General features: G+C 62.2%; 28 protein-coding genes and 1 tRNA gene. 16 read left to right on the top strand and 13 right to left on the bottom strand.

The window, feature by feature from the left end; genetic code table 11:
• The first annotated feature begins 75 nt into the window (after positions 1–75).
• A complete protein-coding gene (locus AC0L20_RS20765) occupies positions 76–1,320 on the top strand; it encodes an ABC transporter substrate-binding protein (protein ID WP_473291593.1) in 1,245 nt (414 codons plus the stop codon).
• 187 nt (positions 1,321–1,507) lie between these two features.
• Here the strand turns inward: AC0L20_RS20765 and AC0L20_RS20760 are convergent, their stop codons facing one another.
• Entirely contained in the window at positions 1,508–2,482 is a 975-nt protein-coding gene (locus AC0L20_RS20760; RefSeq protein ID WP_473291590.1) for a TAXI family TRAP transporter solute-binding subunit, read from the bottom strand.
• Between the two features lie 107 nt (positions 2,483–2,589).
• Here AC0L20_RS20760 and AC0L20_RS20755 point away from each other — a divergent pair, with 107 nt between their 5' ends.
• The 4 genes from AC0L20_RS20755 to AC0L20_RS20740 all read left to right on the top strand — a co-directional run bounded on the left by AC0L20_RS20755 (position 2,590) and on the right by AC0L20_RS20740 (position 5,396).
• The gene (locus tag AC0L20_RS20755) at positions 2,590–3,564 is read left to right on the top strand and encodes a Bug family tripartite tricarboxylate transporter substrate binding protein (protein ID WP_473291587.1); all 975 of its coding nucleotides are present in this window, start codon (positions 2,590–2,592) and stop codon (positions 3,562–3,564) included.
• A gap of 379 nt (positions 3,565–3,943) precedes the next feature.
• Positions 3,944–4,019 (top strand) — tRNA-Ile (locus AC0L20_RS20750).
• Between the two features lie 193 nt (positions 4,020–4,212).
• Positions 4,213–4,782: a hypothetical protein gene (locus tag AC0L20_RS20745; protein WP_473291585.1), complete on the top strand. Its 570-nt coding sequence runs from the start codon at positions 4,213–4,215 to the stop codon at positions 4,780–4,782.
• A 248-nt stretch (positions 4,783–5,030) separates the two neighbouring features.
• A complete protein-coding gene (locus tag AC0L20_RS20740; protein ID WP_473291582.1) occupies positions 5,031–5,396 on the top strand; it encodes a hypothetical protein in 366 nt (121 codons plus the stop codon).
• Between the two features lie 58 nt (positions 5,397–5,454).
• Here the strand turns inward: AC0L20_RS20740 and AC0L20_RS20735 are convergent, their stop codons facing one another.
• Positions 5,455–5,742 carry a hypothetical protein gene (locus AC0L20_RS20735; RefSeq protein ID WP_473291579.1) on the bottom strand — a complete coding sequence of 96 codons (288 nt, stop codon included), beginning with the start codon at positions 5,740–5,742 and terminating at the stop codon, positions 5,455–5,457.
• A gap of 380 nt (positions 5,743–6,122) precedes the next feature.
• On the opposite strand from AC0L20_RS20735, the gene AC0L20_RS20730 reads away from it, so the two are divergent.
• The gene (locus AC0L20_RS20730; RefSeq protein ID WP_473291577.1) at positions 6,123–7,868 is read left to right on the top strand and encodes an amidohydrolase; all 1,746 of its coding nucleotides are present in this window, start codon (positions 6,123–6,125) and stop codon (positions 7,866–7,868) included.
• 107 nt (positions 7,869–7,975) lie between these two features.
• Here the strand turns inward: AC0L20_RS20730 and AC0L20_RS20725 are convergent, their stop codons facing one another.
• The gene (locus tag AC0L20_RS20725; protein WP_473291575.1) at positions 7,976–9,583 is read right to left on the bottom strand and encodes a hypothetical protein; all 1,608 of its coding nucleotides are present in this window, start codon (positions 9,581–9,583) and stop codon (positions 7,976–7,978) included.
• A 447-nt stretch (positions 9,584–10,030) separates the two neighbouring features.
• Here AC0L20_RS20725 and AC0L20_RS20720 point away from each other — a divergent pair, with 447 nt between their 5' ends.
• From AC0L20_RS20720 to AC0L20_RS20710, 3 genes are all read left to right on the top strand, one after another.
• On the top strand, positions 10,031–10,498 hold the full coding sequence (locus tag AC0L20_RS20720; RefSeq protein WP_473291829.1) for a universal stress protein: 468 nt from the start codon (positions 10,031–10,033) through the stop codon (positions 10,496–10,498).
• Positions 10,499–10,635: 137 nt separating this feature from the next.
• Positions 10,636–10,863, top strand: a complete 228-nt coding sequence (locus AC0L20_RS20715) for a hypothetical protein (protein WP_473291571.1) — start codon at positions 10,636–10,638, stop codon at positions 10,861–10,863.
• A 107-nt stretch (positions 10,864–10,970) separates the two neighbouring features.
• Complete coding sequence (locus AC0L20_RS20710; protein ID WP_007600646.1) at positions 10,971–11,099, top strand: hypothetical protein; 129 nt, start codon at positions 10,971–10,973, stop codon at positions 11,097–11,099.
• A 26-nt stretch (positions 11,100–11,125) separates the two neighbouring features.
• Here AC0L20_RS20710 and AC0L20_RS20705 read toward each other — a convergent pair whose 3' ends face one another.
• A complete protein-coding gene (locus tag AC0L20_RS20705; protein ID WP_473291567.1) occupies positions 11,126–12,538 on the bottom strand; it encodes an FAD-dependent oxidoreductase in 1,413 nt (470 codons plus the stop codon).
• A 246-nt stretch (positions 12,539–12,784) separates the two neighbouring features.
• On the opposite strand from AC0L20_RS20705, the gene AC0L20_RS20700 reads away from it, so the two are divergent.
• From AC0L20_RS20700 to AC0L20_RS20685, 4 genes are all read left to right on the top strand, one after another.
• Positions 12,785–13,006: a hypothetical protein gene (locus AC0L20_RS20700; protein ID WP_456765899.1), complete on the top strand. Its 222-nt coding sequence runs from the start codon at positions 12,785–12,787 to the stop codon at positions 13,004–13,006.
• 119 nt (positions 13,007–13,125) lie between these two features.
• Positions 13,126–13,305, top strand: a complete 180-nt coding sequence (locus tag AC0L20_RS20695; RefSeq protein WP_473291561.1) for a hypothetical protein — start codon at positions 13,126–13,128, stop codon at positions 13,303–13,305.
• A gap of 221 nt (positions 13,306–13,526) precedes the next feature.
• Positions 13,527–13,760: a hypothetical protein gene (locus AC0L20_RS20690; protein ID WP_473291559.1), complete on the top strand. Its 234-nt coding sequence runs from the start codon at positions 13,527–13,529 to the stop codon at positions 13,758–13,760.
• Between the two features lie 105 nt (positions 13,761–13,865).
• Entirely contained in the window at positions 13,866–14,162 is a 297-nt protein-coding gene (locus AC0L20_RS20685) for a hypothetical protein (protein WP_473291556.1), read from the top strand.
• A gap of 65 nt (positions 14,163–14,227) precedes the next feature.
• On the opposite strand, the gene AC0L20_RS20680 is transcribed toward AC0L20_RS20685, so the two are convergent.
• The 5 genes from AC0L20_RS20680 to AC0L20_RS20660 all read right to left on the bottom strand — a co-directional run bounded on the left by AC0L20_RS20680 (position 14,228) and on the right by AC0L20_RS20660 (position 17,089).
• Positions 14,228–14,521, bottom strand: coding sequence for a hypothetical protein (locus AC0L20_RS20680; protein WP_473291552.1), 294 nt, complete (start codon positions 14,519–14,521; stop codon positions 14,228–14,230).
• Between the two features lie 152 nt (positions 14,522–14,673).
• A complete protein-coding gene (locus tag AC0L20_RS20675) occupies positions 14,674–15,165 on the bottom strand; it encodes an Hsp20/alpha crystallin family protein (RefSeq protein WP_085350347.1) in 492 nt (163 codons plus the stop codon).
• A 169-nt stretch (positions 15,166–15,334) separates the two neighbouring features.
• Entirely contained in the window at positions 15,335–16,207 is an 873-nt protein-coding gene (rpoH, locus tag AC0L20_RS20670) for an RNA polymerase sigma factor RpoH (protein WP_473291545.1), read from the bottom strand.
• 25 nt (positions 16,208–16,232) lie between these two features.
• Positions 16,233–16,493, bottom strand: a complete 261-nt coding sequence (locus AC0L20_RS20665) for a hypothetical protein (RefSeq protein ID WP_473291540.1) — start codon at positions 16,491–16,493, stop codon at positions 16,233–16,235.
• Between the two features lie 44 nt (positions 16,494–16,537).
• Positions 16,538–17,089, bottom strand: coding sequence for a TetR/AcrR family transcriptional regulator (locus tag AC0L20_RS20660; protein ID WP_473291535.1), 552 nt, complete (start codon positions 17,087–17,089; stop codon positions 16,538–16,540).
• Between the two features lie 115 nt (positions 17,090–17,204).
• Between AC0L20_RS20660 and AC0L20_RS20655 the strand changes: the two genes are divergently transcribed.
• On the top strand, positions 17,205–18,062 hold the full coding sequence (locus AC0L20_RS20655) for an oxidoreductase (RefSeq protein ID WP_473291531.1): 858 nt from the start codon (positions 17,205–17,207) through the stop codon (positions 18,060–18,062).
• 58 nt (positions 18,063–18,120) lie between these two features.
• Positions 18,121–19,122, top strand: a complete 1,002-nt coding sequence (locus tag AC0L20_RS20650) for an NADP-dependent oxidoreductase (protein WP_473291528.1) — start codon at positions 18,121–18,123, stop codon at positions 19,120–19,122.
• 28 nt (positions 19,123–19,150) lie between these two features.
• Here the strand turns inward: AC0L20_RS20650 and AC0L20_RS20645 are convergent, their stop codons facing one another.
• On the bottom strand, positions 19,151–19,948 hold the full coding sequence (locus AC0L20_RS20645; RefSeq protein ID WP_473291526.1) for an adenylate/guanylate cyclase domain-containing protein: 798 nt from the start codon (positions 19,946–19,948) through the stop codon (positions 19,151–19,153).
• Positions 19,949–20,064: 116 nt separating this feature from the next.
• On the opposite strand from AC0L20_RS20645, the gene AC0L20_RS20640 reads away from it, so the two are divergent.
• Positions 20,065–20,568 (top strand): hypothetical protein, encoded by a 504-nt coding sequence (locus AC0L20_RS20640; protein ID WP_473291524.1) that lies wholly within the window; start codon positions 20,065–20,067, stop codon positions 20,566–20,568.
• A gap of 11 nt (positions 20,569–20,579) precedes the next feature.
• Here AC0L20_RS20640 and AC0L20_RS20635 read toward each other — a convergent pair whose 3' ends face one another.
• The 3 genes from AC0L20_RS20635 to AC0L20_RS20625 all read right to left on the bottom strand — a co-directional run bounded on the left by AC0L20_RS20635 (position 20,580) and on the right by AC0L20_RS20625 (position 24,687).
• Positions 20,580–21,767: an adenylate/guanylate cyclase domain-containing protein gene (locus tag AC0L20_RS20635; protein ID WP_473291521.1), complete on the bottom strand. Its 1,188-nt coding sequence runs from the start codon at positions 21,765–21,767 to the stop codon at positions 20,580–20,582.
• 141 nt (positions 21,768–21,908) lie between these two features.
• Complete coding sequence (locus AC0L20_RS20630; protein ID WP_027568154.1) at positions 21,909–22,493, bottom strand: HutD/Ves family protein; 585 nt, start codon at positions 22,491–22,493, stop codon at positions 21,909–21,911.
• A gap of 103 nt (positions 22,494–22,596) precedes the next feature.
• Entirely contained in the window at positions 22,597–24,687 is a 2,091-nt protein-coding gene (locus AC0L20_RS20625; protein ID WP_473291518.1) for an adenylate/guanylate cyclase domain-containing protein, read from the bottom strand.
• Positions 24,688–24,906 lie beyond the last annotated feature (219 nt).

The following is a 24,906-nucleotide window of genomic DNA, read 5'->3' as shown; positions in this document are numbered from 1 at the left end:
GCAAAAGAAACCAATTCGGTCGGGCCATACCCGGAGGGCACACCGGCCAACGCGCCGGATCAGGGGAGGACAAGCATGAAGCCAACGAGATTTGGACTGCCGGTCGCTGCCGGCTTTGCAGCAACGTTCCTGGCAGCGACATTCCTGGCGACAACGCTGCTGCCGGGCGCCGCGATGGCGCAGGTGTCCGACGAAATCGTCAAGATCGGCGTGCTCACCGACATGAACGGTCCGGCATCGGCGCCGACCGGCCAGGGCTCGGTGACGGCGGCGCAGATGGCGATCGACGATTTCGGCGGCACCGTGCTCGGCAAGCCGATCAGCATCGTCGTCGGCGACCACCAGCTCAAGGCCGACATCGGCGGCGCGATTGCACGGCGCTGGTACGACGTCGACCAGGTCGACCTGATCGTCGACGTGCCGGTCTCCGCGGTCGGGCTCGCGGTGCAGAACATGGCCAACGAGAAGAAGCGGCTGTTCATCACCCACTCGACCGGCACCGCCGATTTCCACGGCAAGTTCTGCTCGCCCTACGCGATCCAGTGGGTGTTCGACACCCGCGCGCTCGCGGTCGGCACCGCGGACGCGGTGGTCAAGCGCGGCGGCGACAGCTGGTTCTTCATCACCGACGACTATGCCTTCGGCCATTCCCTGGAGCGCGACGCCTCCGCGGTCGTGACCGCCAATGGCGGCAAGGTGCTGGGCTCGGTGAAGCCGCCACTGGCAACGCCCGACCTCTCCTCGTTCGTGCTGCAGGCGCAGTCCTCGAAGGCCAAGATCATCGGCATCGCGGCGGGTCCGCCCAACAACATGAACGAGATCAAGACCGGCTCGGAGTTCGGCGTGTTCAAGGGCGGCCAGCAGATGGCGGCGCTGCTGGCGCTGATCACCGACATCCATGGCCTCGGCTTGCAGGCTGCCCAAGGGCTGTTGCTGACGACCTCGTTCTATTGGGACATGGACGACAAGACCCGCGAATGGTCGAAGCGCTACTTCGCCAAGATGAACAAGATGCCGTCGATGTGGCAGGCCGGCGTCTATTCGAGCGTGATGCACTATCTCAACGCCATCAAGGACACCGGCACCGACGATCCGCTCAAGGTCGCGGCGAAGATGCGGGAAAAGCCGATCGAGGATTTCTTCGCCCGCAACGGCCGCTTACGCGATGACAATCTGATGGTGCACGACCTCTGGCTGGTGCAGGTGAAGACGCCGGAGGAGAGCAAATATCCGTGGGACTATTACAAGATCCTCACGACGATCTCGGGCGACAAGGCGTTCGGCCCGCCGGACCCGGCGTGCGCGATGGTGAAGAAGTAAGGGTGTAGCGAAGCCGCGCTGACGGTGCACCCTCGCCCCTTGCGGGAGAGGGTGGCTGCGCGAAGCGCAGCCGGGTGAGGGGTTGTCTCCGCGAGTCCAACTCGCTGTGGAGTTCGCGGATAGATACCCCTCATCCGGCGCTTCGCGCCACCTTCTCCCACAGGGGGAGAAGGAAGGAAGTGCCCTACTACAGCACTCCGATTTCGCGGAAGTATTTTGCGACGCCGGGATGGATCAGCTCGGGCTTCGGCGCGGCGGCGACGGTGTTTGCCGCCGTGGTCTCGCAAGCTTGCGCAAGCTGCTTGCAGAATGTCGGCTCGATACCGTGAAGCGTCTTCGCCAAGCGATAGGCAACATCGTCGGGCAAGTCTTCGCGCGTCAGCACAAAGCTCCAGGACCCCAGCGAGGCGATCGGCTCGGACTGCTTCGGGTAGCTGCCGGCCGGCACGGTGAGCGGCTTGAGGAACGCGTGTTTGGCGCGGATGCGCGTGATGTCCTCGGCACTGGGCGCAATGAAGCGCGCGCCTGATCCGCTCGAGGCTACCGCCGCAAAACCGGGCCAGCCGATGCCGGCGCCCCAGAGTGCTGCGACGCGGCCGTCCTCGACCATCGCGGGGCCGTCGCCGGCGCGGTCGAGATAGACGGCCTTGAAGTCCTCGTCCTGCTTCAAGCCGAGACCATCCAGCACATAGCGCGCCAGGATCGGCAGGCCGGAGCCCTTGGCGCCGAACGCGACGGGCTGACCGACGAGATCGCGGATGGTCTTGTAGGGACTGTCCGCGCGCACCACGAACATGCCGGGGTTGGAATAGATCGCGGTAAGGATCTTCAACCGTACCGGCGCGCGGCCGATGCCGGCGAAGGCCTCATAGGCCGGCTCGCCCGCGACCAGAGCGAGATCGAGCTCGCCCTTTTCCAAGAGCGGAATGTTCTCGTTGCTGCCCTTGGTGTTGCGCGGGGCGATGATCGTTTCCGGATCGGCCGCGTTCATCGCTTGCGCGAAGGCGTTGCCATAGAGCGGAAAGCCGCCGCCGGGCGTCGCGGTGCCCAAGCTGATGGTCAGGCTTGGAGTCGTGGTCGGAATGGCGTTGCCTCCGGTTTGAGCGGCGGCGGGGCTGACCAGCAGCGCCGCGCCGAGAACAAGGGTGATCGCGAATCTCATGGTCGGTCCCGGCGGGGGCGCGTCAACATCGACTTGCGGCGATGTAGGCAGCGCCCCGTTTTTGTGAAAGCATGCAGCCCAACGACAATAGAACAATGGGAGGCGTCATGTTGCGAATTTTGCGTAACAGTGTTTTCGGGCTGGTTTTCCTTTCAACGCTGTTGGGCGCCGCACCTCCCGCCTCCGCCGCTTACCCCGACCGCCCCGTGCACTGGATCATCGGCTTCTCCGCCGGCGGCCCGGTCGACATCGTGGCGCGGATCATGGCGAACTGGCTGTCGGACCGCTTCGGCCAGCAATTCATCGTCGAGAACCGCGCCGGCTCCGGCGGCAACATCGCGGCCGGCGCCGCGATCAACTCGCCGCCGGACGGCTACACGCTCTTGTTCGTCGCGCCCAACAACGCGATCTCGACCTCGCTCTACAAGAAGCTGCCGTTCGACTTTTTGCGCGACACCGTGCCGGTCGCCAGCATCATGCAGCTCACCAACATGCTGGTCGTCTCCAACGCGTTCCCGGCGAAGACGGTTCAGGAGTTCATCGACTACTGCAAGGCCAATCCCGGCAAGATCTCCTTTGCCTCGTCCGGCAACGGCACCTCGGTGCATATGTCGGCGGAGCTGTTCAAGGTGATGACCAAGTGCGACATGGTGCACGTGCCTTATCGGGGATCTGCGATCGCCTTCCCCGACATCATCTCCAACAAGGTGCAGCTGATCTTCGACAACCTCCCCTCCGCGATGGAGCAGGCGAAAGGCGGCAATGTCCGCGCGCTCGGCGTCACCTCGCCGCAGCGCTGGCAGAGCGTGCCTGACGTTCCCGCGATCGCCGAGACGGTGCCCGGCTTCGAATCGGTCGGCTTCTACGGCATCTCCGCGCCGAAGGGCACGCCGCAGGACGTGATCGAGATCCTCAACAAGGCCGTCAACGAGGCGCTGAAGGACCCGAAGCTGGTCGCGCGCCTCACCGAGACCGGCGGCATCCCCAAGCCGATGACGCCGGCCGAGTTCGGCAAGCTCGTCACCGACGAGACCGAGAAGTGGCGCAAGGTGGTGGAGTTCGCCGGGGTGTCGGTGGACTAGCGCCGGGAACTGCCGCGCGCCTGCAGCGCGCCAACCCGACATCGGAGGGGACCGGAAGACCCCTCCGAACAAATGTGCGAAAACAACCCCATGCACAGTAGAAAGATCTAGGCATTACAAGGAGTTATAAAATCGAAAACCGAGCCCCCTGGCGCGATTGCCGGAGGGCGGGGGCGAAGGCTCGGCGAGACGGGCTTGCGCCGTCGGGCAAAACAGGATTATAAGGTCATCATCGCCAATTTCGGTTATTCAAAAATACCGGATCTTCCAGCGCCGGCGTTTCCATTCGCCCGAGCCAGCATTGCACCCCCGCCTCCGTCCCTGTAAACGAACCGCGCACCGTTGCCGGCCGCGTCGTTCCGCGAGCCGTCTCGCGGCGGGGCCTGTAGCTCAATGGTTAGAGCCGGCCGCTCATAACGGTCTGGTTGCAGGTTCGAGTCCTGCCGGGCCCACCACGCTTCGCCCTTCGGGCTACGCGTGGCGCGCCCGGCGTAGCTCGAACGAAGTGAGAGCGAAGACGGACGAACTGCTGCGAGGCGGGCGCAGGCGGCTATGGCGCGAAATATGCGAAGGCTGCCGCCCGGAGCCGAAGGTCGAAACCCGGTTCGCCCTTGCAACTCTAAGGACCTCTTCGATAAATTTGAGACCATGACCTCCATTGCTCAAGCCCCCGAGAAAGGGGCTCGTACGCTAAGGTGGCTGCCCCTTGTTGCCGCTATTGCCGCGGTCACGACTGCGGCTCCCTTTGCATGGGACAAGGACTTTGGCACGTTTCTGCTTTTCATCTCACTCTACTTGCCCGCGATCGCATTAATTTGCATCGGACTCTGCAGCTGGGCAATACTCGAGAGGAAATCACCCCGAGCGCGTTCGATCGTCATCTCACTCGTGGTGATGCTCACGATGATCGGCGGAACGTTCTGGGCACTGCCGCTGGCGAAGGATGAACTCCGGTTTCTAGGCTGGTCCCTCAAGCACAATGGTGCACTGGAATGGTTCGCTGACAAAGACGCGATTATGCTTGATTGGGAAAGCTGGGGGATGGCAGGTATGGAAAACGACGCTTACCTCGTCTCGAATCCGAGCGATAACCTCACTCAGGACGGCGGAGCTTCGGAGTGGCTCCGCCACGTCGGATCAAGTTGCGAAATCGTTGCTTCGAAACGGATGCGTCGTGGAATCTATATCGTCACGACTTACAATTGTCCGCTGCAATAAGGAACATGCAGGTGTAGAGCGGAGCGCTTCGGTGAAGTTACGGTGATGGCGCACTCCATGATTGACTGTCACCGTAATCCGAGATCGTGGCCGAAGTTGCAGAAGCATATCGATCGTTGGACTCAACTGAAAGGTCAGTTCGCCAGTCTTTTCAAAAAGCCGAGTCAGCTAAGGTCCTGTTTCAGAGCGATGCAGCGACACACGTTCAGCTAGGCGCCGCTTGATAAAGATGGGTTCGCGACAACCTTATGGAAACAGAGTATCCGAAAATTCTGGCTTCCCGAGAAAGCTCGACCATGGCCAGTACGTGGACCGAATACTTGCGCCTGGACAAAAAAAGCGACAACAGCGCAGTGCTCGAAATTTGCCAATATGAAGTCCTCGGTCAGGTGCAGGGCGACGAGGAAGGCAACCCAATACTCCCCCTAGACATCGATCCAGAGGACGTTGTTCGGATCGAGGATGGCTATATATGCGGCGGCGCTCTGACCTCCGAAGGTGGTGAGTCGTTTCAATTCACAATGGAATCTGTCTCGGAGGCAATCGAGCGGCTGAAACACAACTGGGGGAAGTGCGACGCCGAACTCCTGGCGGAGTTGGCTCAAGCGGTCTGAGCCTCGACCAGCCAGATCGGGAATCATTGCAGTCAAAGTGATCTAGTTCGCTTCGGCGTTATTTACCTTCGCTTATTAGAACTTCATCTATCGATCCAACATATCCCTCACCTGAAAAGTCCCCGATAGATGGCTGACCGTACGAGACGATCAATTCGCATCCGCTGTTGAAACGCCAGATATCTTGGAACCAATCACCATCGTACCAATATCCCCGTCCTTCGATTTCGACTCGATCTCCGCGAACTATTCGATCCCACTGCCCTTCATCGAGATTTAACTCGACAATGACTTCGCCATCGCCCCAAGCTGCGGCAAGAGATTTGTAGGGTGGTTTTTTCGACATCTGATTGGCTCGATTAGCTTGGGCGTTTAACGGCGATTTTGATCCTATGACTTTCGCGTTTCGTGTGCTTTTGATGCAGGTCAAGGCGGCCGGGAAATTGGTGGTGATCGCCTGTAAAACCCTCAATGGCTTCAAAGGATATTTTTAGTTCCCACCTAACTGTCAAATCCTTGGAAGTACGGCAGAACTTGTGATCTGCCGAGCCCACCAGCCTACGGTCGCGAAGCGAGCTTCGACTAGGCAGCCGGAACCACAAATGGCAAGCGAAGCAGACAAGGCTGCCGCGCCGAAGCCCAACGGGCGAAGGTGGATTTTAAAATCAAATAGTTAGCCCTTGACCAAATTTTCCGGTGGACCGGCTGATTTTGTTGGTGCCAGACATGGTCAGGATCGCGACACTCCCCGTTGCGACGCGCGATGTCCGCGAGCGCATCCGGCGGCGGATGTGTGGCGCCGCTTCGGCCTCTCTCATGTCGGGACTGATGATGCGAAAGCTTCTGGCGATCTTGGTGATCTCGTGCTGGGCCAGTTTGGCTTACGCACAAAAGGCCGACCTCATTGTCACGAACGCAAAGCTCGTGACGCTGGATCCCGCATCGACGATCGCGCAGGCTCTCGCCGTCCGCGACGGCAGGATCGTCGCAATTGGCGGCAACGATGCCATGGAAGGCCTGATCGGGCCCGCGACGCGCCGTGTCGACGCGGGTGGACGCACAATCATTCCGGGATTGATCGATTCCCATATTCACGCCGTGCGCGCCGGCCTCACCTACGCAACCGAGGTCAACTGGATCGGCGCAAAGACTATCCCTGAGGCCATGGACCGCCTGCGCCAGGCGGCGAAAGCGCGCCCGGCGTCCTGGATCATCGTGGCCGGTGGCTGGAGCGAATTGCAATTTGCGGAGAAGCGGCGGCCAACGCTCGCCGAGGTGATGGCGGCCGTTCCCGACAATCCGGCTTACATCCAGCTGTTCTATGCGGCGGTGCTGATGACGCCAAAGGCGCAACAAGCCCTCGGGATCTCCGCGGATCAGTTGCCGGCCGGTATCACGGCCGCGTCGGGCGACACCACGGGCTGGCTCAATGGCTCCATTGTCAGTATCTCCGCGCTGTTCGATCGGCTGCCGAGGCCGAATTTCGAAGAGAATGTCGCCGGGACCCGGCAGTTCTTCACGGAGCTCAATCGTCTTGGCGTGACCGGGATCGTGGATCCCGGCGGCTTCAGCATTTATCCCAGCCATTACGCCGCCCTGCAAAAGCTCTGGCGTGACAAATCACTGTCGGTTCGGGTTGTCTTCAGCCTGTTTGCCCAGAATGTCGGCGCGGAATTCGAGGAGTACAAGTCTCTCACGCCGTTCCTGCCGATGGGATTCGGCGACGACATGCTGCGCTTCAACGGACTAGGCGAGCGGATCACCGGCGCCATGTACAACAACAATGCGCCCGACGCGGCCGCCAAGGACAAGTTCCGCGAGATCATCCGCTGGGCGGCCAAACAAGGGCTGACCGTCACCATCCACTGGCAGGAAGACAAATCCGTCCATCACCTCCTGGACCTCTATGACGAGGTCAACAAGGAGACGCCGCTCGCGCCGTTGCGCTGGTCCATCGCCCATCTCGACAACACCTCGCCCGAAACGCTCGCGCGCATGAAAGCCCTTGGTGTCGGCTGGACCATGCAGGACGCGATGTATCTCGGCGGCGACCGTATCGTGGCGCAGGCCGGCGAAGCCGCGCGCAGCATGCCGCCCCTCGTCACGGCGTTGCGCATGGGGGTCCATGTCGGGGCCGGCACGGATGCGCATCGGGTCGCATCCTACAATCCGTTCGTGGCGCTGCAATGGATGCTCGACGGCAAGACCGTCGGCGGACTGTCGACGCGCGGCCCGGACGAAACACCCAGCCGCGAAGATGCCTTGCGGCTCTACACCGTGGGAAGCGCGTGGTTCTGCTTCGACGAGACGCGGCGCGGCACGTTAGAGACCGGCAAGCTCGCCGACTTCGCGATCCTCGATCGGGATTTCCTGTCCGTCCCTGTCGAGCAAATTGGCGCCACGGCGTCTGTGCTGACGGTCGTGGGCGGCAAAATCGTCTACGCATCGGATGCTTTCGCGAGCGCAAAATAGAAGCTGGAGGGCGACCGTGCTGCTCTCACGGATTACTCACAGACGAACATTTTTGCACAACTAGGGGATTGCGGCTCCACTCAACCGAGCTGCAATATTCTCTTGCACTAGGCCGCCCGACTTACGGACAATCCAGATCCACTCGCGGGATTCTTTCCATTTCCGGTTGCCGCTTTCCGCGAGCCGACCGAATACAAAATAGCACCTATGAATATACCGACGGCACAATAGACATGAAATGCAATCGTCATGGCAACGTAGCCGCGCGAATCGTCCTTCGCATAGCACTGCAGATAAATATCGCTGATGATTGTATTCCACAGTGCGCCGACGACCGCGCCCCCAATCAAACATAAGAGATAAATTAGTGCAGGGCTAGATGTTGCATCACGTTGTCTCAAAATGCGAGCTTGGCAGAAGTACGTCACGATCGCCGTGCCGACGCTGCTCAAAGTCAATATCAAGCTTTCCGGAATTGCCGCCGTTTCCGATAGAACTTTCGCCGAGTCAACAACGCACCATAATCTAGCCCCGAGAGCGCAAAGATAGACGATCAGCGAGACCGTAAACAGTTTGGTGAAAATCCACCTCCTCGTTCCCCTCGTGCTTAGGCCGACATCGCCGGATGGAGCCGGACGTTCAGTGAACACGATGAACAGCAAACAATAAGCCAACAAGAACGGAATGCCGTCCGGTACGATCCAGGAAAACAGGACGTCAGACAAGGATTGTGGAAGGGCGGGCATGGAAAAGACGGTCTTAAACTCCTGCCCCAGCGATGCACCAAACGCAACAAAAACAAGCATCAATGCAAACAGGACAAGCAGTTGAGCGGACAAAATTTCGTGCCAGACTAGTACGAAGCCCGCTTGTTTATCACTAAGTTTCAATGCCTTTAGAATTTCACCTCTGTGGTCTGGAGGTGTTGTCGATACAACACAGCTCGCCGCGGCAAGAGCATCTCGAACAAGCCGTTCGATATCGCGAGTCAGAGGCAGACTAGGTTTATGTTTCTGTTGAATGAGGTCAAAAGATAGGGCCTTGCCCCGTTGCTCAATCAACTCGGCATAACTTTTCATTTTTTCGAGGCTATCTTTCCCAGTTTTGGCGCTAGCAGCTGGTGAAATTGACCGCAACAGTTGCGCCAGATCGATGGATTTCGCGATCAATTCTGTCGGACCAGCGTCTGCAACAAATGTCGGATACTGGCTTGCAAAGATCTCTTCGACCTCCGCTGGGACCGCTATGAGATCATGAAGCCAAGAACGAATATAGCCTTCCAAACTGATGAGTTCGGGCAAGTACGGCGACGCCGTTTGCAATCCTAAGGCTAGGATTAAGGGAAACGAGTCCGCTTCGGCGACTGTCTTGAGAAAAGATGTCGAGATCAATCCGGACTCTTTTACAACGTCCATACCGAGAAGACAGACAACGAGATAGACGACCAGAAAGAAGCAAATATAAAAACTGCGCGCGCGCCTATAGCGGGCGGGATGAGCAAAATCATCAGCCCGCAACTCCACGCTCCGATCAAAGAGTGTTGTTAGTTGCGGCTTAACTGACGCGTGTAGAACTTGAAAATGTTCGCGTAACCAAAAGAAAAGGAGAAGGGTACCAACCCCGAGTGAGAGAGCGGCTGCTGGCTTTAGTTGAAGCGAGGCCGGCAGTTTGAGGGAAGCCAGAAATGGCCAAATCACGTCCCATACAAAGTTCATTGGCGTAGTCGTCCCGCCGATAACACTCTAAAAGAGAAATTTGCTCTTTAGTCAGCAGGTAGGCCTGCCATTCGTACATGGCCCCGCCTTAGCTGGCATAGGCGGGTTGACTACTGAACCGATTACGAGGGCGCCTATAATGAGAGCAAGAATCCATTTCTTCATAGCATTTTCGCCGCAGTTGATCCGTTGAGAATAGGGCCCGTCTGGGCGTGGGCAGAAAGCGACAACCAATAATTGCTTAACTCCAGTCTAACACACCTCCCCTTGGTTGAAAAGCCGTGCGCAACTTGGGATTGCTCACAAATCAAGCGCACCCCGCTATAACAGCTGCCTTTTTGAAGCTGTGACGACGAGACCATCGCCGAAAACGCACATAGACCCCCGCCGCATACCGGCCCATATTACCCAGGCATCACTTTGTTCGACGAGCAAGGGAGCCACCGCATGTACGCCAACATTCTCTTGAGCACGGACGGATCGGACGTCGCGACGAAGGGCGTTGAGCATGGCATTGCCCTGGCGAAGGCCTTGAACGCCAGGCTGACGATCATCACTGTGACGGAAGCACTGCCGATCGACTATGGGGGCGGACACGACTCGGGATGGATTCCGACGCAGGACGAGATCGATAGCTTTGACGCAGCCTGCAAGGTCCGCGCGGGCAAGGTGCTCGATCAAGCGCGCGCGATGTCGGAGCAGATCGGCGCGCCTGCAGAATTCTTGCACGTTCCGAATGCGCACCCGGCGACTGCGATCATTGAAACAGCCAAGCTCGGGGGATACGACCTGATCGTCATGGCCTCTCATGGACGACGCGGCCTCAGGAAGCTGTTTTTGGGTAGCCAGACATCCGAGGTCCTGGTGGACGGCAGCGTACCGGTGCTGGTGGTGCCGAAGCCGGCATCAGTGTAGGGATTATTGGCACCACTCGGCTGATCCGCTGACCGAGGGGCGACGCGTGGTGTGCGGCGCAACCTGAACCAGGTGGGAGAAGAACTAAATCCCCGATCCGGCATTATCCCCGCGAGCCGTTTCGCGGAGGTCTCACGATGGAAGACCAGAATCGGATGACCCTGGTTTTGAGTGCGATCGCCCTCGCCGTTGCCGTCGTGGCCACGATCACGATGGAGCGCGTCAACATGCCTGCGGTCAGCAACGACGCAGCTCCCGGAACAGTCGGACTCGCCAGGCCGCACCCACCGCTGGACCGCGCGGCCGGTGAACCGATACAGACGGTCGGCGGCCCCTCCAGCGCGAGTATTCGCGGACGTCCCTGATCGAACGCCGGGATTGCGGGGGCAGCGCTCTTGATGATTTCTGCCGCTTTCGCGGGTTCAATATCCTATACAAGGCGCCCGTCCCCCCACCGCGGCAGGAGCCATCCATGACCAGTGAAAAAGGCCCGAACATCAAGAAGAAGCAGAAATGCAAGAACTGCGAAGGCAAAGGCCTGCTCAAGAAGGGCGACAAGGTGGTGAAGTGCCAGCGCTGCAAGGGCACGGGCGTGCGGTGATGATGAGGTGACGCCGCCCGGCCGCGCTAATTCGTGCAGACCCCGCCGGCAAAGTGCTTCTCGACGATGTACTTCGAATGCACCACGATCGGCTCGACCAGCTCGAAGTCGGTCGCGCCGCCGACGTAGAACGTGCGGTCGGCGCCCTGCATGCGGGCGAGGTCGGCGTAGATGCCGGTCTTGATCTGGTCCGGCGTGAAGTGCTGGAAGTAGGTGAATTCGTCGAACGTGTGCCAGCGCGGCTGGCTGGTGTCGATCGTGCCGCCGAGCAGCTTGGTCAGGCGCTTGACCTCTGCGATGACCTCGTCCCCGGTCTGCTTGTCCCTGGGGCGGGTGTAGAACTGCGTGAACATGTTGCCGCTGTCCTGAAACTGCCGCGCGACCGCCCATGGCGTACCCTGTGCGGTGAGCGGCAGCACCGGCGCGACCGGCGCCTCCATCTTCATGTCGATCCAGAACGTCGTCATGCAGTACGGATTGAACTTGATCTCGTGATTCACTTTCTGCTCCGCGGCATTGGGAGCAAGGCCGAGCTGTACGAACACGTCCTTCGTCAGCGGACAGGCGAGCACCAGATAGTCATAGAGCTTGCTGTCCTTGACGATCTTGAGGTCGTTCAGATCCTGCTCGGGATACTCCATGTCGATCCGGACGCCGGCGGCGGTGCGCTCTATTTTGGTGATGTTGACGTTGAGCCGGACGTTGAGGCGCCACGACACCCGTTCCCATAGCCGCTGAAACCCGTCGGTGAAGCGCCGCGGCCAGCTCCCGATGATCCAGTTGACCGGGCCGAGCCCGAACACCATCGGAAAGAACGTCCGAACCGACATGTAGCGCAGCGCGTAGGGCGTCGCGATGTCGTCGAGCTGGCCGTAGCCCATGATCGTGATCGGAAACTGGAACAGGGTGGCCAGCGGCATCAAATCCTGTTTTGCAAGCCAGGACTTGAAGTCGACGCAGAGCTCGGGGCGCTCGTGGATCTTGTCGAGATAATCAGGCGCGTCGATGACGCCGCTGAGCTGCCACCGGATATAGAGATATCGAATCGCCGCCCAGAGGAAGGTCCACACCGAGATCGTGGACTTGGTGTAGGGGTCGTAGAGCACGGCCTTCATGAGCGATCGGTAGGTGAAGCTGTTGCCATCAGGCGCGATGTCGATCGAGGTATAGGGCTCCTCGGCATAGGTGGTCGCGCCGACCTCGGCCGCGATCTCCAGCGTCTCCTGGTAGGCCCAGGTGACGTAATTGGCACCGAGGTCATAGCTCATGCCGTCGACCGTGAGACTCTTGCAGAGCCCGCCAATCTGGCCGAGCTTCTCCAGCACCGTGACGTTGTGAAACCCGTTCTTCGACAGGAACCATGCGGTCGACAGGCCCGCCGGGCCCGCGCCGATGACGGCAATGGTCGCGTGGCAGTCGACGGCGTCGATGCGGGTCATGGGTTTTCCAGGTGAAGCGCGGATGTGTCGGGCCGATCCCGGGACGATGACGCCGTGACGCGGCGGCATCGTTCAACTTGAGACCGACTATTAATCAGCATGCATACTGCTGGTTTTCCAGCAATCGCGCAAGCTCTGGTTGTGATCGATTCCGCAATCCCGCAAGTGGGGCGGTCTCGGCGAGTGCAACCTCGATTGGCACTTCCTGCGGCAAGGCGCGTTGCGGTCTTTTCGAAGGAGATGCAGATGACCAAGACCGACGCGCAAGGCGCCAAGACTGGGACATCGACCGGGACATCGCCGACGGGTTCGGCAGCGCTCAATCCCGGCGATGAAGCCGCACCGGGAACGACGGGCACGGGCGAAGATGTGTGCCCCGATTGCCATGGCAAGGGGCGGATCGACGGCGCGCCCTGCGCGACGTGCGGCGGCAGCGGGACCGTGATCCGGGCCGTCGGCGGGGCCTGAGCAAAGCGCAGGAGCGCGGTGCTTGAGCCAGGCTGTGGCTTTCGATCGCAGCTTCATTGTTCCAGCAACGAACAGCCTGCATCCGTGTTTTCGGGATGCGAGACATAATGAGGCGCGCCATGACCAGGGATCCCGGACTGAAGCCCGACGATTTTCCCATCGAAGCCGACAAGGACAAGCTCAGGACCCACAAGGGCGAGCCGGTCGCCTCGGCCGAGTCGGACAAGATCGCGGATCAGATCGCCGAACGGCTGAACGAGCATGCTCACCAGGAAGAGCAGGATCGTTGGTCGGCCTAGGCGCTTCGCCTTTGCCGGCAGCCATCCGGAAAGAGCAATGGCCGATAGGAACGGCTTTGTAGGAACGACCTGGGGCCATTGCGTATTGGGCCGCGCCGGGTCCTTGCGATTCCGGCAATGGCGGCCTCGGCTCGAAGCCCCGCCCCGGGCCACAGGCCGGGGCCGCCTGACGGGGATCAGCCCGTCATCTCAACCCCTCATGGAGCACTGCGCGAGAGACCATGGAGGCGCCCACACCAGGGATGCAAAACCCGCTTCGACAGGCGCGGCTCTACGGCTACCTGATCGAACGCGAGGGCGCGCTGTTTCATCCCGGCGGCAGCCACCCGCTGTGCAGCGCAGGCATGACGCGTCGCATGATCGAGGCGGGCTGGCTGGTGAAAGCCGGCGACCGCTATGAGCTGACGCCGCAAGCGCAGGACTTGATCGCCCCGGGCGCGATGAGTCCGGGGTGACTTAATCGTCGCTGGTGCGGCATTTCCGCGCCCGCGCAGGAACAGGTGCGCGCCGAGATCTTTGCCTCGGCACGGCATGTGACGACGTCAAGCACAGGAGCGGACATGAAAAAGCTGGTTCTCGCAGGGCTCGTTGCGGCTCTCGCATTTTCCCCTGCCGCATTCGCGCAAGGCGGCGCAGGTGCGTCCAGGACCGGGTCGAGCATCGACTCCTCCAGCACCGGCGGCACGACGGGAGCGGGAGCCTCCAGCCTCAACACGTCATCGGACAACAATGGCGGCGGCGCGAACGCACCGGCCAAGTCCTCCACGACGCGGCCAGGCGACAACAACACCAGGCAAACGCAGGGCGGCCAGCAGGCCATGCCGGGTTCCGGCTCCACCGGAGCGAACCGCAAATAGGCGCGCCGCGATTGACCGATTGCCCTCACGCTAAAGGCCCGGATGATGGTCCGGGCCTTGTCTCGTCACCACCAGGGATCCCAATAAGGCGGAGGAGGAGCGTAGGCGTAAGGCACATAATAGGCCCGCCGCACGAAGCGCGGACCATAGTAGCCATAGGGCGGACCATAGTAGCGCGGGCCATAATAGGAATCGGCCGCGAGCCCCGCCGCAAGCGCACCGGCAACAAGACCGAAGCCGATACCGGGGCCTCCCCAATGGCCGTGCCAGCCGCCGCGCCAGCCATGGGCTTCCGCCGGCGAAGCGGCCGCCACAAACAGGGCCGAGATCATCGTCAGGACTAAAGCAAGTTTCTTCATGTGCGACTCCCAGAACTTGGAAACCGACCGCAAAACGCCAGACCGGAATTGAAGTTTCCGGGCGTTCCGGAAAATTTTGCAGCCAACGGATCGACGCGAATGCGGACGCCGCCGGGCGCGGGCGAGAGCGCTGGCTCCCGCCCGCGTCGTGCTCACTTGCCGTTGATCGCGATCCGCCTCACCTTCTGTTGTGCCGCCGGTGACTTCGGCAGGGTGACGGTGAGAACGCCGTTGTTGAAGGAAGCGGCGACCTTGTCCTGGTCGACGTCATCGACCGGAATGCGCCGCTCGAAACGGCCATAGTAACGCTCGCTGAAGAGACGCTCCTTGTCTTCCGTTTCGCTCTTCTTCTCGCCGCTGATCGTCAGCACGCCGTTTGCAAGCTCGACGTTGACGTCCTTCTGTTCGAGACCGGGAAGCTCGGCGACAACCTTGACCTCCTTGTCGCTCTCGTCGAGTTCGACGTTCGGCCAGCCCATCGCGGTCGAGGAGCCGAACGGACTGAGGTCAAAGCTGCGGAAGGCGTCGTCGAACAGCCGGTTCATCTCGCGGTGAAGCGCAAGCAGCGGGTTGCCGGCTTCGCCGCGCTGAACGGCCATGTTGCGTGAGCCATTGTTCCACGGAATCAGATCGCGTAGTGCCATTGTCGTTTCTCCTTCTCTCTTGTCTTGATGGTCGATTGGCGCAGCTCGGCGCGCGGCGAAGGCCACGCACCGGCGCTGCAAAGCCCGGACGATCAGCTCGTCAGGCACCTGCTTGTGCTCGATGTTTCGGTCGGGGTTGCCAAAAGAATTAGGAGGCGGCGATTTGGTTTCAAGAGCCGGCTGCCAGCCGCCCCCCGATGGCAGCCCGAACCTTTTCGAACGCGCGCATTTCGATCTGCCGCACCCGCTCGCGTGACACGCCATATCGTGCCGCGAGTTGCTCGAGTCTCAGCGGCGGCTCGGAGAGCCAGCGCGCCTCGAGAATATCGCGCTCACGCGGCTTGAGGACGTCCAGCGCGCCGGCGAGGGCTTCACGCCGCCGTCTGGTTTCTTCCTGCTCGGCGTATTCGGCTTCAGGACTGGACGCGGGGTCGACGAGCCAGTCCTGGACTTCGCCGCCGTCGGCGTCGCGCACCAAAGCATTGAGCGACAGGTCGCCGCCGAGGCGCCGGTTCATCTCGATCACGTCGTTCTCCTGCACGCCGAGCCGCCGCGCGATCTGGCTGGCGTGCTCGGGGCGGAGATCACCATCCTCAAGAGCGGAGATTTCCGCCTTGGTCCGGCGAAGCTTGAAGAACAGCTTCTTCTGCGCGCCGCTGTTGGCAATCTTGACCAGCGACCAGGACCGCAGGATGTATTCCTGGATCGACGCCTTGATCCACCACATCGCGTAGGTCGCAAGCCGAAAGCCCCGCTCCGGGTCGAAGCGCTTGACGGCGTGCATCAGGCCGACGTTTCCTTCGGAAATGATGTCCGCAACCGGCAGGCCGTAGCCGCGATATCCCATTGCAATCCTGGCAACGAGCCGCAGATGGCTTGTGACCAGATGATAGGCTGCCTCACGGTCGCCGTGCTCGCGCCATCGCTTCGCGTAGGCCATTTCCTGGTCGGGCCGCAGCATCGGAAACTTGCGAATTTCGGCCAGGTAATGTGTCAATCCGCCCTCAGGCGACAGCATCGGAACAGTTGCAGTGCTTCCCATGGCCCACCTCTTCGAGTTTGTCTGCTTACGCTCCAAAATCGACATGACCAAAAATGGTTTCGGCCGACGATGTTACGACCGGTCGGGCCGGCGCGTGAGTTTGCGGCGGCTCTGGCCGCGTCACGAGATAGAGCTCGCCCGCCATCAATAGGAGGGCAGCGACGGCCAGGGCCAACATGCCGAGCACCAGATCGCTGTCATCATCCATGCGCGTTCGAAACGTATGTCGATGTCGAAAGATCGGCAGCCATTGCCATTGGCTATCCGCGACATCGAACGTCGACACCGGAATTTTGTTCCGGACTTTTGGCGTCCCGCCGAGACGCGTCCTCACCCCGCCAGCGACTTCCTCGTCGCGCGAAGAATATCGTCCGACAGCTTGGGATCGTCCACGGCGCGGGCCAGCACGAGGGCGCCGACCATGGAGGCGGCGGCTGCGAGCGCCTTGTCCTCGCGCTGGCGCGGCTTCAGCGTAGAGGCCATCCGGCTGCTCAGCAGGGCGATCGTGCCGCGCACGCCGGCGGTGAAGCGCTGCCTCAGGCCGCCGCTTTGACGTGACACTTCACAGGCCAGCGCAGCGAAGGGGCAGCCGGCGGCGGGATCGTCGCGATGCCCCGGCGAGAGATATTCCGAAAGATAGTCCTCGAGTTCGAACGCCTCGGGCAATTCCTCCCCTTTGGCCTTGATCGCATGGGCCACGGCTTCCTCGACCAGCCGCTCCTTGGAGCCGAACTGGCTGTACAGGCTGCCGTGCGTCATCCCGGCCGCCTCGGCGAGCGCGTCGACACCGACGCCGGCGATGCCACGCTCCCGCAGCAGGCGGGAGGCGGTCTCGAGAATATGCTCGCGATTTTTGGCGGCCTGTTCCTTTGAGACGCGCATGGGACCGATCCTCGGGCACGGGGCTTGACTTTTATAATTACGATCGTCATGTATATCAATAGTTACGATCGTAATCAAACGATTTCAGGCCCGGTAGCGGCGTCGGAGAGGCATTATGAACAGGATTACACCGAAGATCGCGCTGGTGACCGGCGCCTCCTCAGGCATCGGCCAGGCCACGGCGGAGCGGCTCGCCAACGCCGGCTACAAGGTGTTCGGCACCAGCAGGCGGGGCGCACAGGGGGGCAAGCAGGCCTTCGAGATGCTGGCCCTCGACGTCACCAACGATGCATCGGTGGAAGCCGCCGTCGGCGAGTTGATCCGGCGCGAGGGCCGCATCGACCTGCTGGTGAACAATGCTGGCTTCGGCGTTGCGCCTGCCGGCGCGGAAGAGAGCTCGATGGAGCAGGCGCGCGCGATTTTCGAGACGAACTTCTTCGGCCTGATCCGGATGACGCGCGCCGTCGTGCCGCACATGCGCCGCCAGGGTAATGGCCGCATCATCAATATCGGCTCGGTGCTCGGCTTTCTGCCGATGCCTTACGGCGCGCTCTATGCCGCGACCAAGCACGCGGTGGCGGGCTATTCGGAATCGCTCGACCATGAACTGCGCACGCGGGGCATCCGGGTCTCCGTGGTCGAGCCCGCCTACACCAAGACGCCGTTCGACGCGAACTTCATGGAGCCCGATGCCACGCTCGACGAATATCGCGAGGCGCGCGCCGGCGTGACCAAGCGGGTGAACGAGGTGATGGCGACGGCCGAACAGCCCGGCGTGGTGGCCGAGACCGTGCTGAAGGCCGCGAGCGCGGCGCGCCCGCAACTCAAATACGCGGCCGGCAGCCTTGCGAAGCGCCTGCGGTTTCTGCGCCGGTTTGCGCCCGCAGCCCTGGTGGATGCCGGGCTTCGAAAGGATTTGCGGCTCGATGCGACGGGGGCGCCGCAGCCCGCCCGCACCGCGCGGGCTTTCTGAAGGCGCGCGGCCAGCCGCAAGCTTGCCGTCGCGAAGAATCTCCGGACCGAGAGAAAAAATGAAAGCCCTCGTCTTCAAGCGCTACGGCAAGCCGGACCAGATCGCGTTGGCCGAGATCCCGCGGCCGACGCCGAAGCCGAACGAAATCCTGGTCCAGGTTCACGCCGCGGGCTTGAACCCGATCGACAACATGATTCCGAAAGGGACGTTCAAGCCGATCCTCAAGTTTCAGCTGCCGGCCACGCTGGGCAGCGATCTCGCGGGCATCGTCGTCGAGGTCGGAAACGGCGTGACCCGCTTCAAGCCCGGCGATGCCGTCTTTGCCAGCATCTTCGATCTCGGTACCGGCGCTCTCGCCGAATTCGCGATCGTGCCGGAGGATGCCGCCGCGCTCAAGCCGCCGAATCTGGACTTCGTGCAGGCGGCCTCGATCCCGATGGTCGGCCTGACATCATGGCAAGCTCTTAGCGAGCACATACGTCTCAAGCCAGGCCAGAAGGTGTTCATTCCCGCGGGCGCCGGCGGGATCGGCACGTTTGCGATCCAGTTCGCGAAATATCTCGGAGCAAAAGTGGGGACGACCACCAGTACCGGCAATATCGATCTGGTGCGCAGCCTCGGCGCCGACGAGGTGATCGACTACAAGACCCAGCAATTCGAGGCGGTGCTGCGGGATTACGACGCGGTGCTGGGTACGCTCAGGGGCGACGCGGTCGAGACATCGCTTCGGATCCTGAAGCGGGGGAGCAGGATTGCTTCGCTGGTCGGGCCGCCGGACGCCGCGTTCGCGCGCGCCCGGGGCATGAACTTCGTCATGGTGTTCCTGTTCGGATGGCTGAGCCGCAAGATCATTCGCCAAGCCGGCAAAATCGGCGCGGACTATTCGTTCGTGTTCGTGCACCCGGACGGCAACCAACTCGCCGAGATCGGCGAGCTTCTCAAGGCCGAGCGCATCCGGCCGGTGATCGACAAGGTCTTTCCGTTCGAACAGGCGAAAGAGGCACTGGCCTATCTCGAAAAGGGACGGGCCAAGGGGAAAATCGTCGTCCAGATGAGATGAGGGCGTGGATGCGGCCCGCCCAATCGCCTCAGCCCTCCACCCGCCACAGCCGCCATCGCTCCGGCACGCCCTTCAGCTGGTGCACGCCGTGATCCCTGAAGCGGATCTCGGACTGCGTCGTCATCAGCTCCTTCACCACACTCGACACCAACACCTCGCCGGCGCGCGCCTTTGCGGCGACGCGGGTGCCGATGTGGAAGGCGAGGCCGACCGCCTCAGTGCCGCTCACGGTGTATTCGCCGGCATGCAGGCCAACCCTGATCTCGAGGCCGAGCGTACGCACGGCCTTCTGGATCGCGGTCGCGCAATTGATTCCGGCGGCCGGCGTCTTGAACGTCGCCAGCACGCCGTCGCCCGTGGTCGTGACTTCCTTGCCGCGCGAGCTCTTCAGCTCCTTGCGGACCGCCGCGTAATAATGGCCCATGATCTTGGTCCAGCGGACATCGCCGAGCTTTGCGGCTTTTGCGGTGGAGCCGACGATATCGACGATCAGGATCGTGGCGAGCGCTCGCTTGAGTTCGGTGTTGCCCGCGGTCGGTCGGCGCCGGAGCACGATCGCGCCGGTCAGCGGTTCATAGCGATGGTTGCGGCGCCGCGCGATCGCGGCCTTGGCGTAGTCCTGGGCCCGCTGCGCGCTGCCGCAGCGAATGGTCTTCTCCTGCGGCAGACGGGTCCAGTAGACCTTTCGTCCGTCACCGGCGCCCTGGACCTCCACGGCACCCCATTTCAGGAGGATCGCCGTGCCGACGCGCCGGACGCACCACGCCTTCGACGTGTAACCCGATACGTTCGACTGATGGATTCCGATGCGGAGGAATTTTGGCATGAACGTGCGGCCGATCGAAGCAACGTTTGGGCTACCCAGGGTCAAGCGTAGTGACACACTCGCGCATTGGCAATACGATCCGCCGTCAACACCTGTTCATTTGAAACCAGTGCAATATGCAAAGCCATTTTCGCGCTTTTTGTGAAGCCGCCCTGTTGTCAGCCACACTCGCAATCGTCGCCTTGCCAGACATGGCGCGCGCGCAGTCGGGGAGCGCCGGCGGCAGCATCGGCAATGACGAAAAATCGCTGTCCGGTTCGCGCGGGACGCCGCGGGCAACCGAGCCTTCGAAGCCGGCACGACGCGGCAAGCCCGCGGACGACGAGCCGCGCCGCGCGCCGCAAAAGAGCGGCGGAGGCGGCAATCTCGACGGAGCATGGGTGCTGACCAGTGTCGGCGCGTCCTGCGGCACCTCCACCGACACGGTGGTCATCACCGGCGGCAAGCTGGTGGGACAGTACGGCACCGCCCAAGTCAGTCCGAACGGCTCCACCTCCGGCGTCGGTGCCGCCGGAAGCCTGAGTTGGACCATGTCCGGGCGATTTTCAGGCCGCAGCGGCTCCGGTACGTTCCAGCGATCCGATGGATGTGTCGGAAGCTGGACCGGATCGAAACAGTGATGGTCCTTGCCTCACCCCTGATACGCAAACAGCTCGATCGGCTCGCTGAAGCCGCGCACTCCGTGCTCGCCAACGCGCTCCAGATCGAACTGGCCGCCGACGAGATCGGCGAAGTCGCGTGACAGCAGCACCGTCTTTCCCAATTGCTTGGTCAAGGCTTCGAGTCGCGAGGCCATGTTGACGGCGGGACCGATCACGGTGAAGTCGAGCCGGGTGGACGATCCGATATTGCCGTACATGACGTCGCCGACATGGACGCCGATGCCGTAGTTCAGCGGCGCGCGGCCGGTGCCGTCGTTGCGCGCGTTCAACGCGATCATGGCCTGACGGGCTTCGGTCACGGCATGCAGCAGGTTTGCACCGGCATTGGGCTCGCTCAGCGGAAAGATGGCGAGCAGGCCGTCACCGATGAATTTCAGGATCTCGCCGCCATGCCGCGCGATCGGCTCCGACATCGCGTCGAAATAGTCGTTGAGCAGATCGATGACGTCGTCGCGCGGCCAATTGTCGGAAATCTTGGTGAACTCGCGCAGATCGCAGATCATGATCGCGGCGCGCACCGTCGTGCCGGTGCCGCGCCGCGTGGCGCCGGCCAGGATCAGCTCGCCGGCATGGGAGCCGACATAGGTCTCGAGCAGCGTTCGCGCCAGGCGATTTTTGATGCGGATCTCGCTGACCAGCGCCAGCACCGGCAATATGTTCTTGAGGGCGGCGACATGGGCGTCGTCGAAACCGCCGGGCTGGTTGGTCGCGAAGGTGACGAGATGGCGCTTGCCGAGCGTATGATAGAGCGGCCAGGCCACATAGTCGGTCAGGCCCTGCGCGCGCATCTCGCGATAGAGCGCGTGCTTGCGGCCGAGCGAGGGGTCGCGCTCGAGATTCTCGCGCACCTCGGTTGCGCCGTCGAACATTTCATTGGCGGGACTGCCGATGTATTCGGACCGCTCGCGGACGTCGTAGTCGACCCGCGCAATCTCCGCCTCGCGCATACCGTCGGCCCACATGAAGCGGGCGCCCAGCCATTGCGGATGCTGGATCAGCACGTGAACCGTCGACCGCGCCAGCGGAATGCCGGCCTGCTGAAGCCGGATGCACATCTCGGCAAAGATCTTGTCGATGAAGCGCTCGTCGCGCGTGCCGTTGATCAGCCAATCGACGACGCCGTCGGATAGCGTGCCGTTCTTGTCTCGCGAGGTCATATCTGCCCGTTCATATCGTGGCTACCCATATCGTGCTCTGGGCAGCGGCTGCATCAGGGCAGATATCGTGCTCCGGCGCGACGGCGTCAACCTAGCCAGTTGCACGGATTGTGCGCACCGCTCCGGCGGCGGGAACGCGGTTCAGCCGACGATTTGAATAGAGCTCAGCACGGCCAGCCCCGACACAAGCGCAAGCGTCGACGCCCCCGTCAGTTCGACCTTCAACGTGTTCTCGTGCGAAATCGAAAAATCCGTGCCGTCGAGACGGATGCCGCAGTCGCCGCGCGCCGCATAAATTAGATGCGTGCCAGCGGACAATCGCCGCTCACCGGGCGCCTTAAGCGCTTCGAGCTCAAGCGCCACCGCACCGCGCCGGCCCATCAAATTCACCACCTCGACTGGCCCTTCCTCGAGCCTGGTGACGATCTCGAGCTCGCCGGTGAAGCGCACCGTCGTGAACGGCTCGCGCTCGTCGAATTCCTGGGTGGGCGATTTCAGCACCAGCCCGCGGCCGCCGACCACCATTTGCAAACGGTCGATGCCGGGCATATGGGAGAACGGCCCGGGTGCCACGATCGGCGTGGCCGCGAAGCGCCACAGCAGGCTGTCCCAATCCTTCACATTGGACTCAGCGCGATGGGCATCCGCGATATCGGTGAAGATGCCGCCGCCGTTCTTCCAGGGCGAGCGGGTATAGTCCTCGGATTTCAGCAGTGTGGTTTTCATGAATTGAGGTGGTCCGGGAGCGCGAGAGGGCGGGTGTCAGTTACGTATCATGCAGCGGGAATCGTAGCCAGCTCTCGTCCGTCAGCACGCCAATCTTTTGCGACTACTTCGTCGTCAGTGCCGCGACCGGGCGCCACGCAACATCAGGCGCGCTCTCAACCAACTGCCGGCAGCGATCGCGCATCAGTTCGGCCGGACGATCCGGGCCACGCATATTCAGCACGGCTTCGAAATCAGCGAGTGCAGCCGCAAAATGGCGCCCGCGGTAGTTGGCGAGGCCCTGTTCATAGCGGACGATCCAATCAAGCCTGTCCCCGCCGCTCTCCCCGGCAAGTCCGATCAATTCGTAGACCGCAAAGCCCTCCTCACGTCCATACACGGCGATGCTGTCGATCTCGCGCGTGACGATGGCGCCGCGTGCGAGACGTTCGGTCGCTTCGCCAATGAGGATCTGCGTGCCGTAGGATTTGTTGGCGCCCTCGAGGCGGCTCGCGACGTTCACGGCATCGCCGATCACGGTGTAATTCAGGCGCAGCTCGGAACCGATATTGCCGACCAGCATGCGGCCGGAGTTGATCCCGATCCGGATCTGGAGCGGGTGGCCGAGATCGTCGGCAAGGCCGGACGCCGCGATCGCCCTGCAACAGCCGAGCGCCGCACGGCAGCAGCGTAGCGCGTGGTCGGCCTGCGGCTGCGGCGCGCCCCAGAACGCCATGACGGCGTCGCCGATGAACTTGTCGATGGTGCCGCCATTGGCGACGACGGCCTCGGAGGCGAGGTCGAGATAGCGCGACAACAGCGGCACGACACGGTCGCCCAGCCGCTCGGACAGCCCGGTGAAGCCGGCGATGTCGACGAACATCACGCTGAGCTCCTGCATGCTGCCACCGGGCCTTGCCTCGACGCCCTGTCGCAACAGTGAGCGGACCAGATCGGCCGGAATAAACTTGCGAAACGCTGAAAGGCCGGCCGCCATCTCGGCGATCGCGCCGGACAGGCTCGCGATCTCCTTGAGCCGCGACGGATGGCGGCGGACCTGCTCCAGCGCGAAGGCTTCGACATGGCGCAGCTCGCCGACGACGCGCGACAGCGGTGCGGCGATGACGGAACGCGCCAGCATCGCCGAGGCCAATGCTGCGAGCACGGCGCCGATGCCAAGGCCGAGGATCAGGCGGCGCAATGTCGTCTCGACCGGACCGAGGAACTCGGCCTCGGGGATCACGGTTGCGAGCGACCAGCCGGGAAACGGCAGCGGCGTGAGCGCCACTTCGTAAGCGCCGCCAGCCGATGTCAGCCGACTTCGCCAGGCTTCCTTGCGGCCATCCTCGCCCGCCTTCACGAGTGCCATCCGCGCCAGCGGCAGCAGCGTCGTATCGCCCTTCGCAGCGTGCAGCTCGTCGGCGTCCTTGTCGGGCGCCGCGATCAGCTCGCCGCTGCCGTCGATGATGAAAGCCGTTCCGGTGCGCCCGACCTCAAGCTGCGACAGGAAGCGCGCGAGCCGGGTGTATTCGATGACGATGGCGAGGACGCCTTGCCGCTCCTGGTAGACATCGATCGGACCGGCAAAGGTAATCGAGGGCCGCTCGCCGGTCGGATGGTCCATGACCTTGAACCACTCCGGCTCCCCGGCCGCCAACCCGGTCTTGAACCAGGTGCGATCGGCGACACGAAAATCGGTCGGCTCGAAACGGCGATTGGCGAATTCGATGTCGCCGGGCACCACCTCGTATTCGTCGATGCGGCGCTGGCCGGCATGATCGGTCAGCGAGATCTCCATCATCTCCAGGCGGCGGTCGCCGAGCTTGTGCGCGGCGAAGAAGGTCCCGTCGGGCCAGCCAAAGGCGACCCAGGAGATCGTCGCCTGCGATTGCAGTTGCGACAGGAATACGAATTCGCGCTTGTCGGCCTCGCGGGTGTCGAGCACGTTCTGCAAGAACAGCGTTCGAATGGCGGTGTGGGCCGCACGCGCCTCGTCCACGATCGCGGCGACCTCCTTGCGGACAGCGGCCACGATCTGCTCGTTGATGGTCGATGCGAGCTGCCGGCTCGCCGCCTCTGCCGTGCGCCACCACAACAGGCTGGAGAGAGCCGCGGTCAAAAGGATCGCGGTCAGGACCAGCGCCGAGACGGCGAGCCGAATGCTGACCGTCAGCTTCGCGAGCGCGCGCAGGTGCCGTCCGGGATCGACGTTCATCGCTGTTTCCGTTCTCCGGCAAAGCGGCGACTGGCCACCTCCTGTTACCGCTCTACGCAGCGCGCATGCATTCGTTACCTGTGGCAGGCACCGCGTGCCGCCGCCAATGCTCTCCGGCTAAGGTCTCGATAGAGACTAGGCATTGGATTGACCGGCCCGTCACCCGCTAATCCGATCCAAGCGCACAGCCCGTGCGCCCATTTAACGGCCTCACGAACT

This window comes from Bradyrhizobium sp. Kon58, from assembly GCF_055807455.1.
The sequence above is the reverse complement of the archived record's forward strand: the minus strand, read 5'-3'. Positions and strand labels throughout refer to the sequence as shown.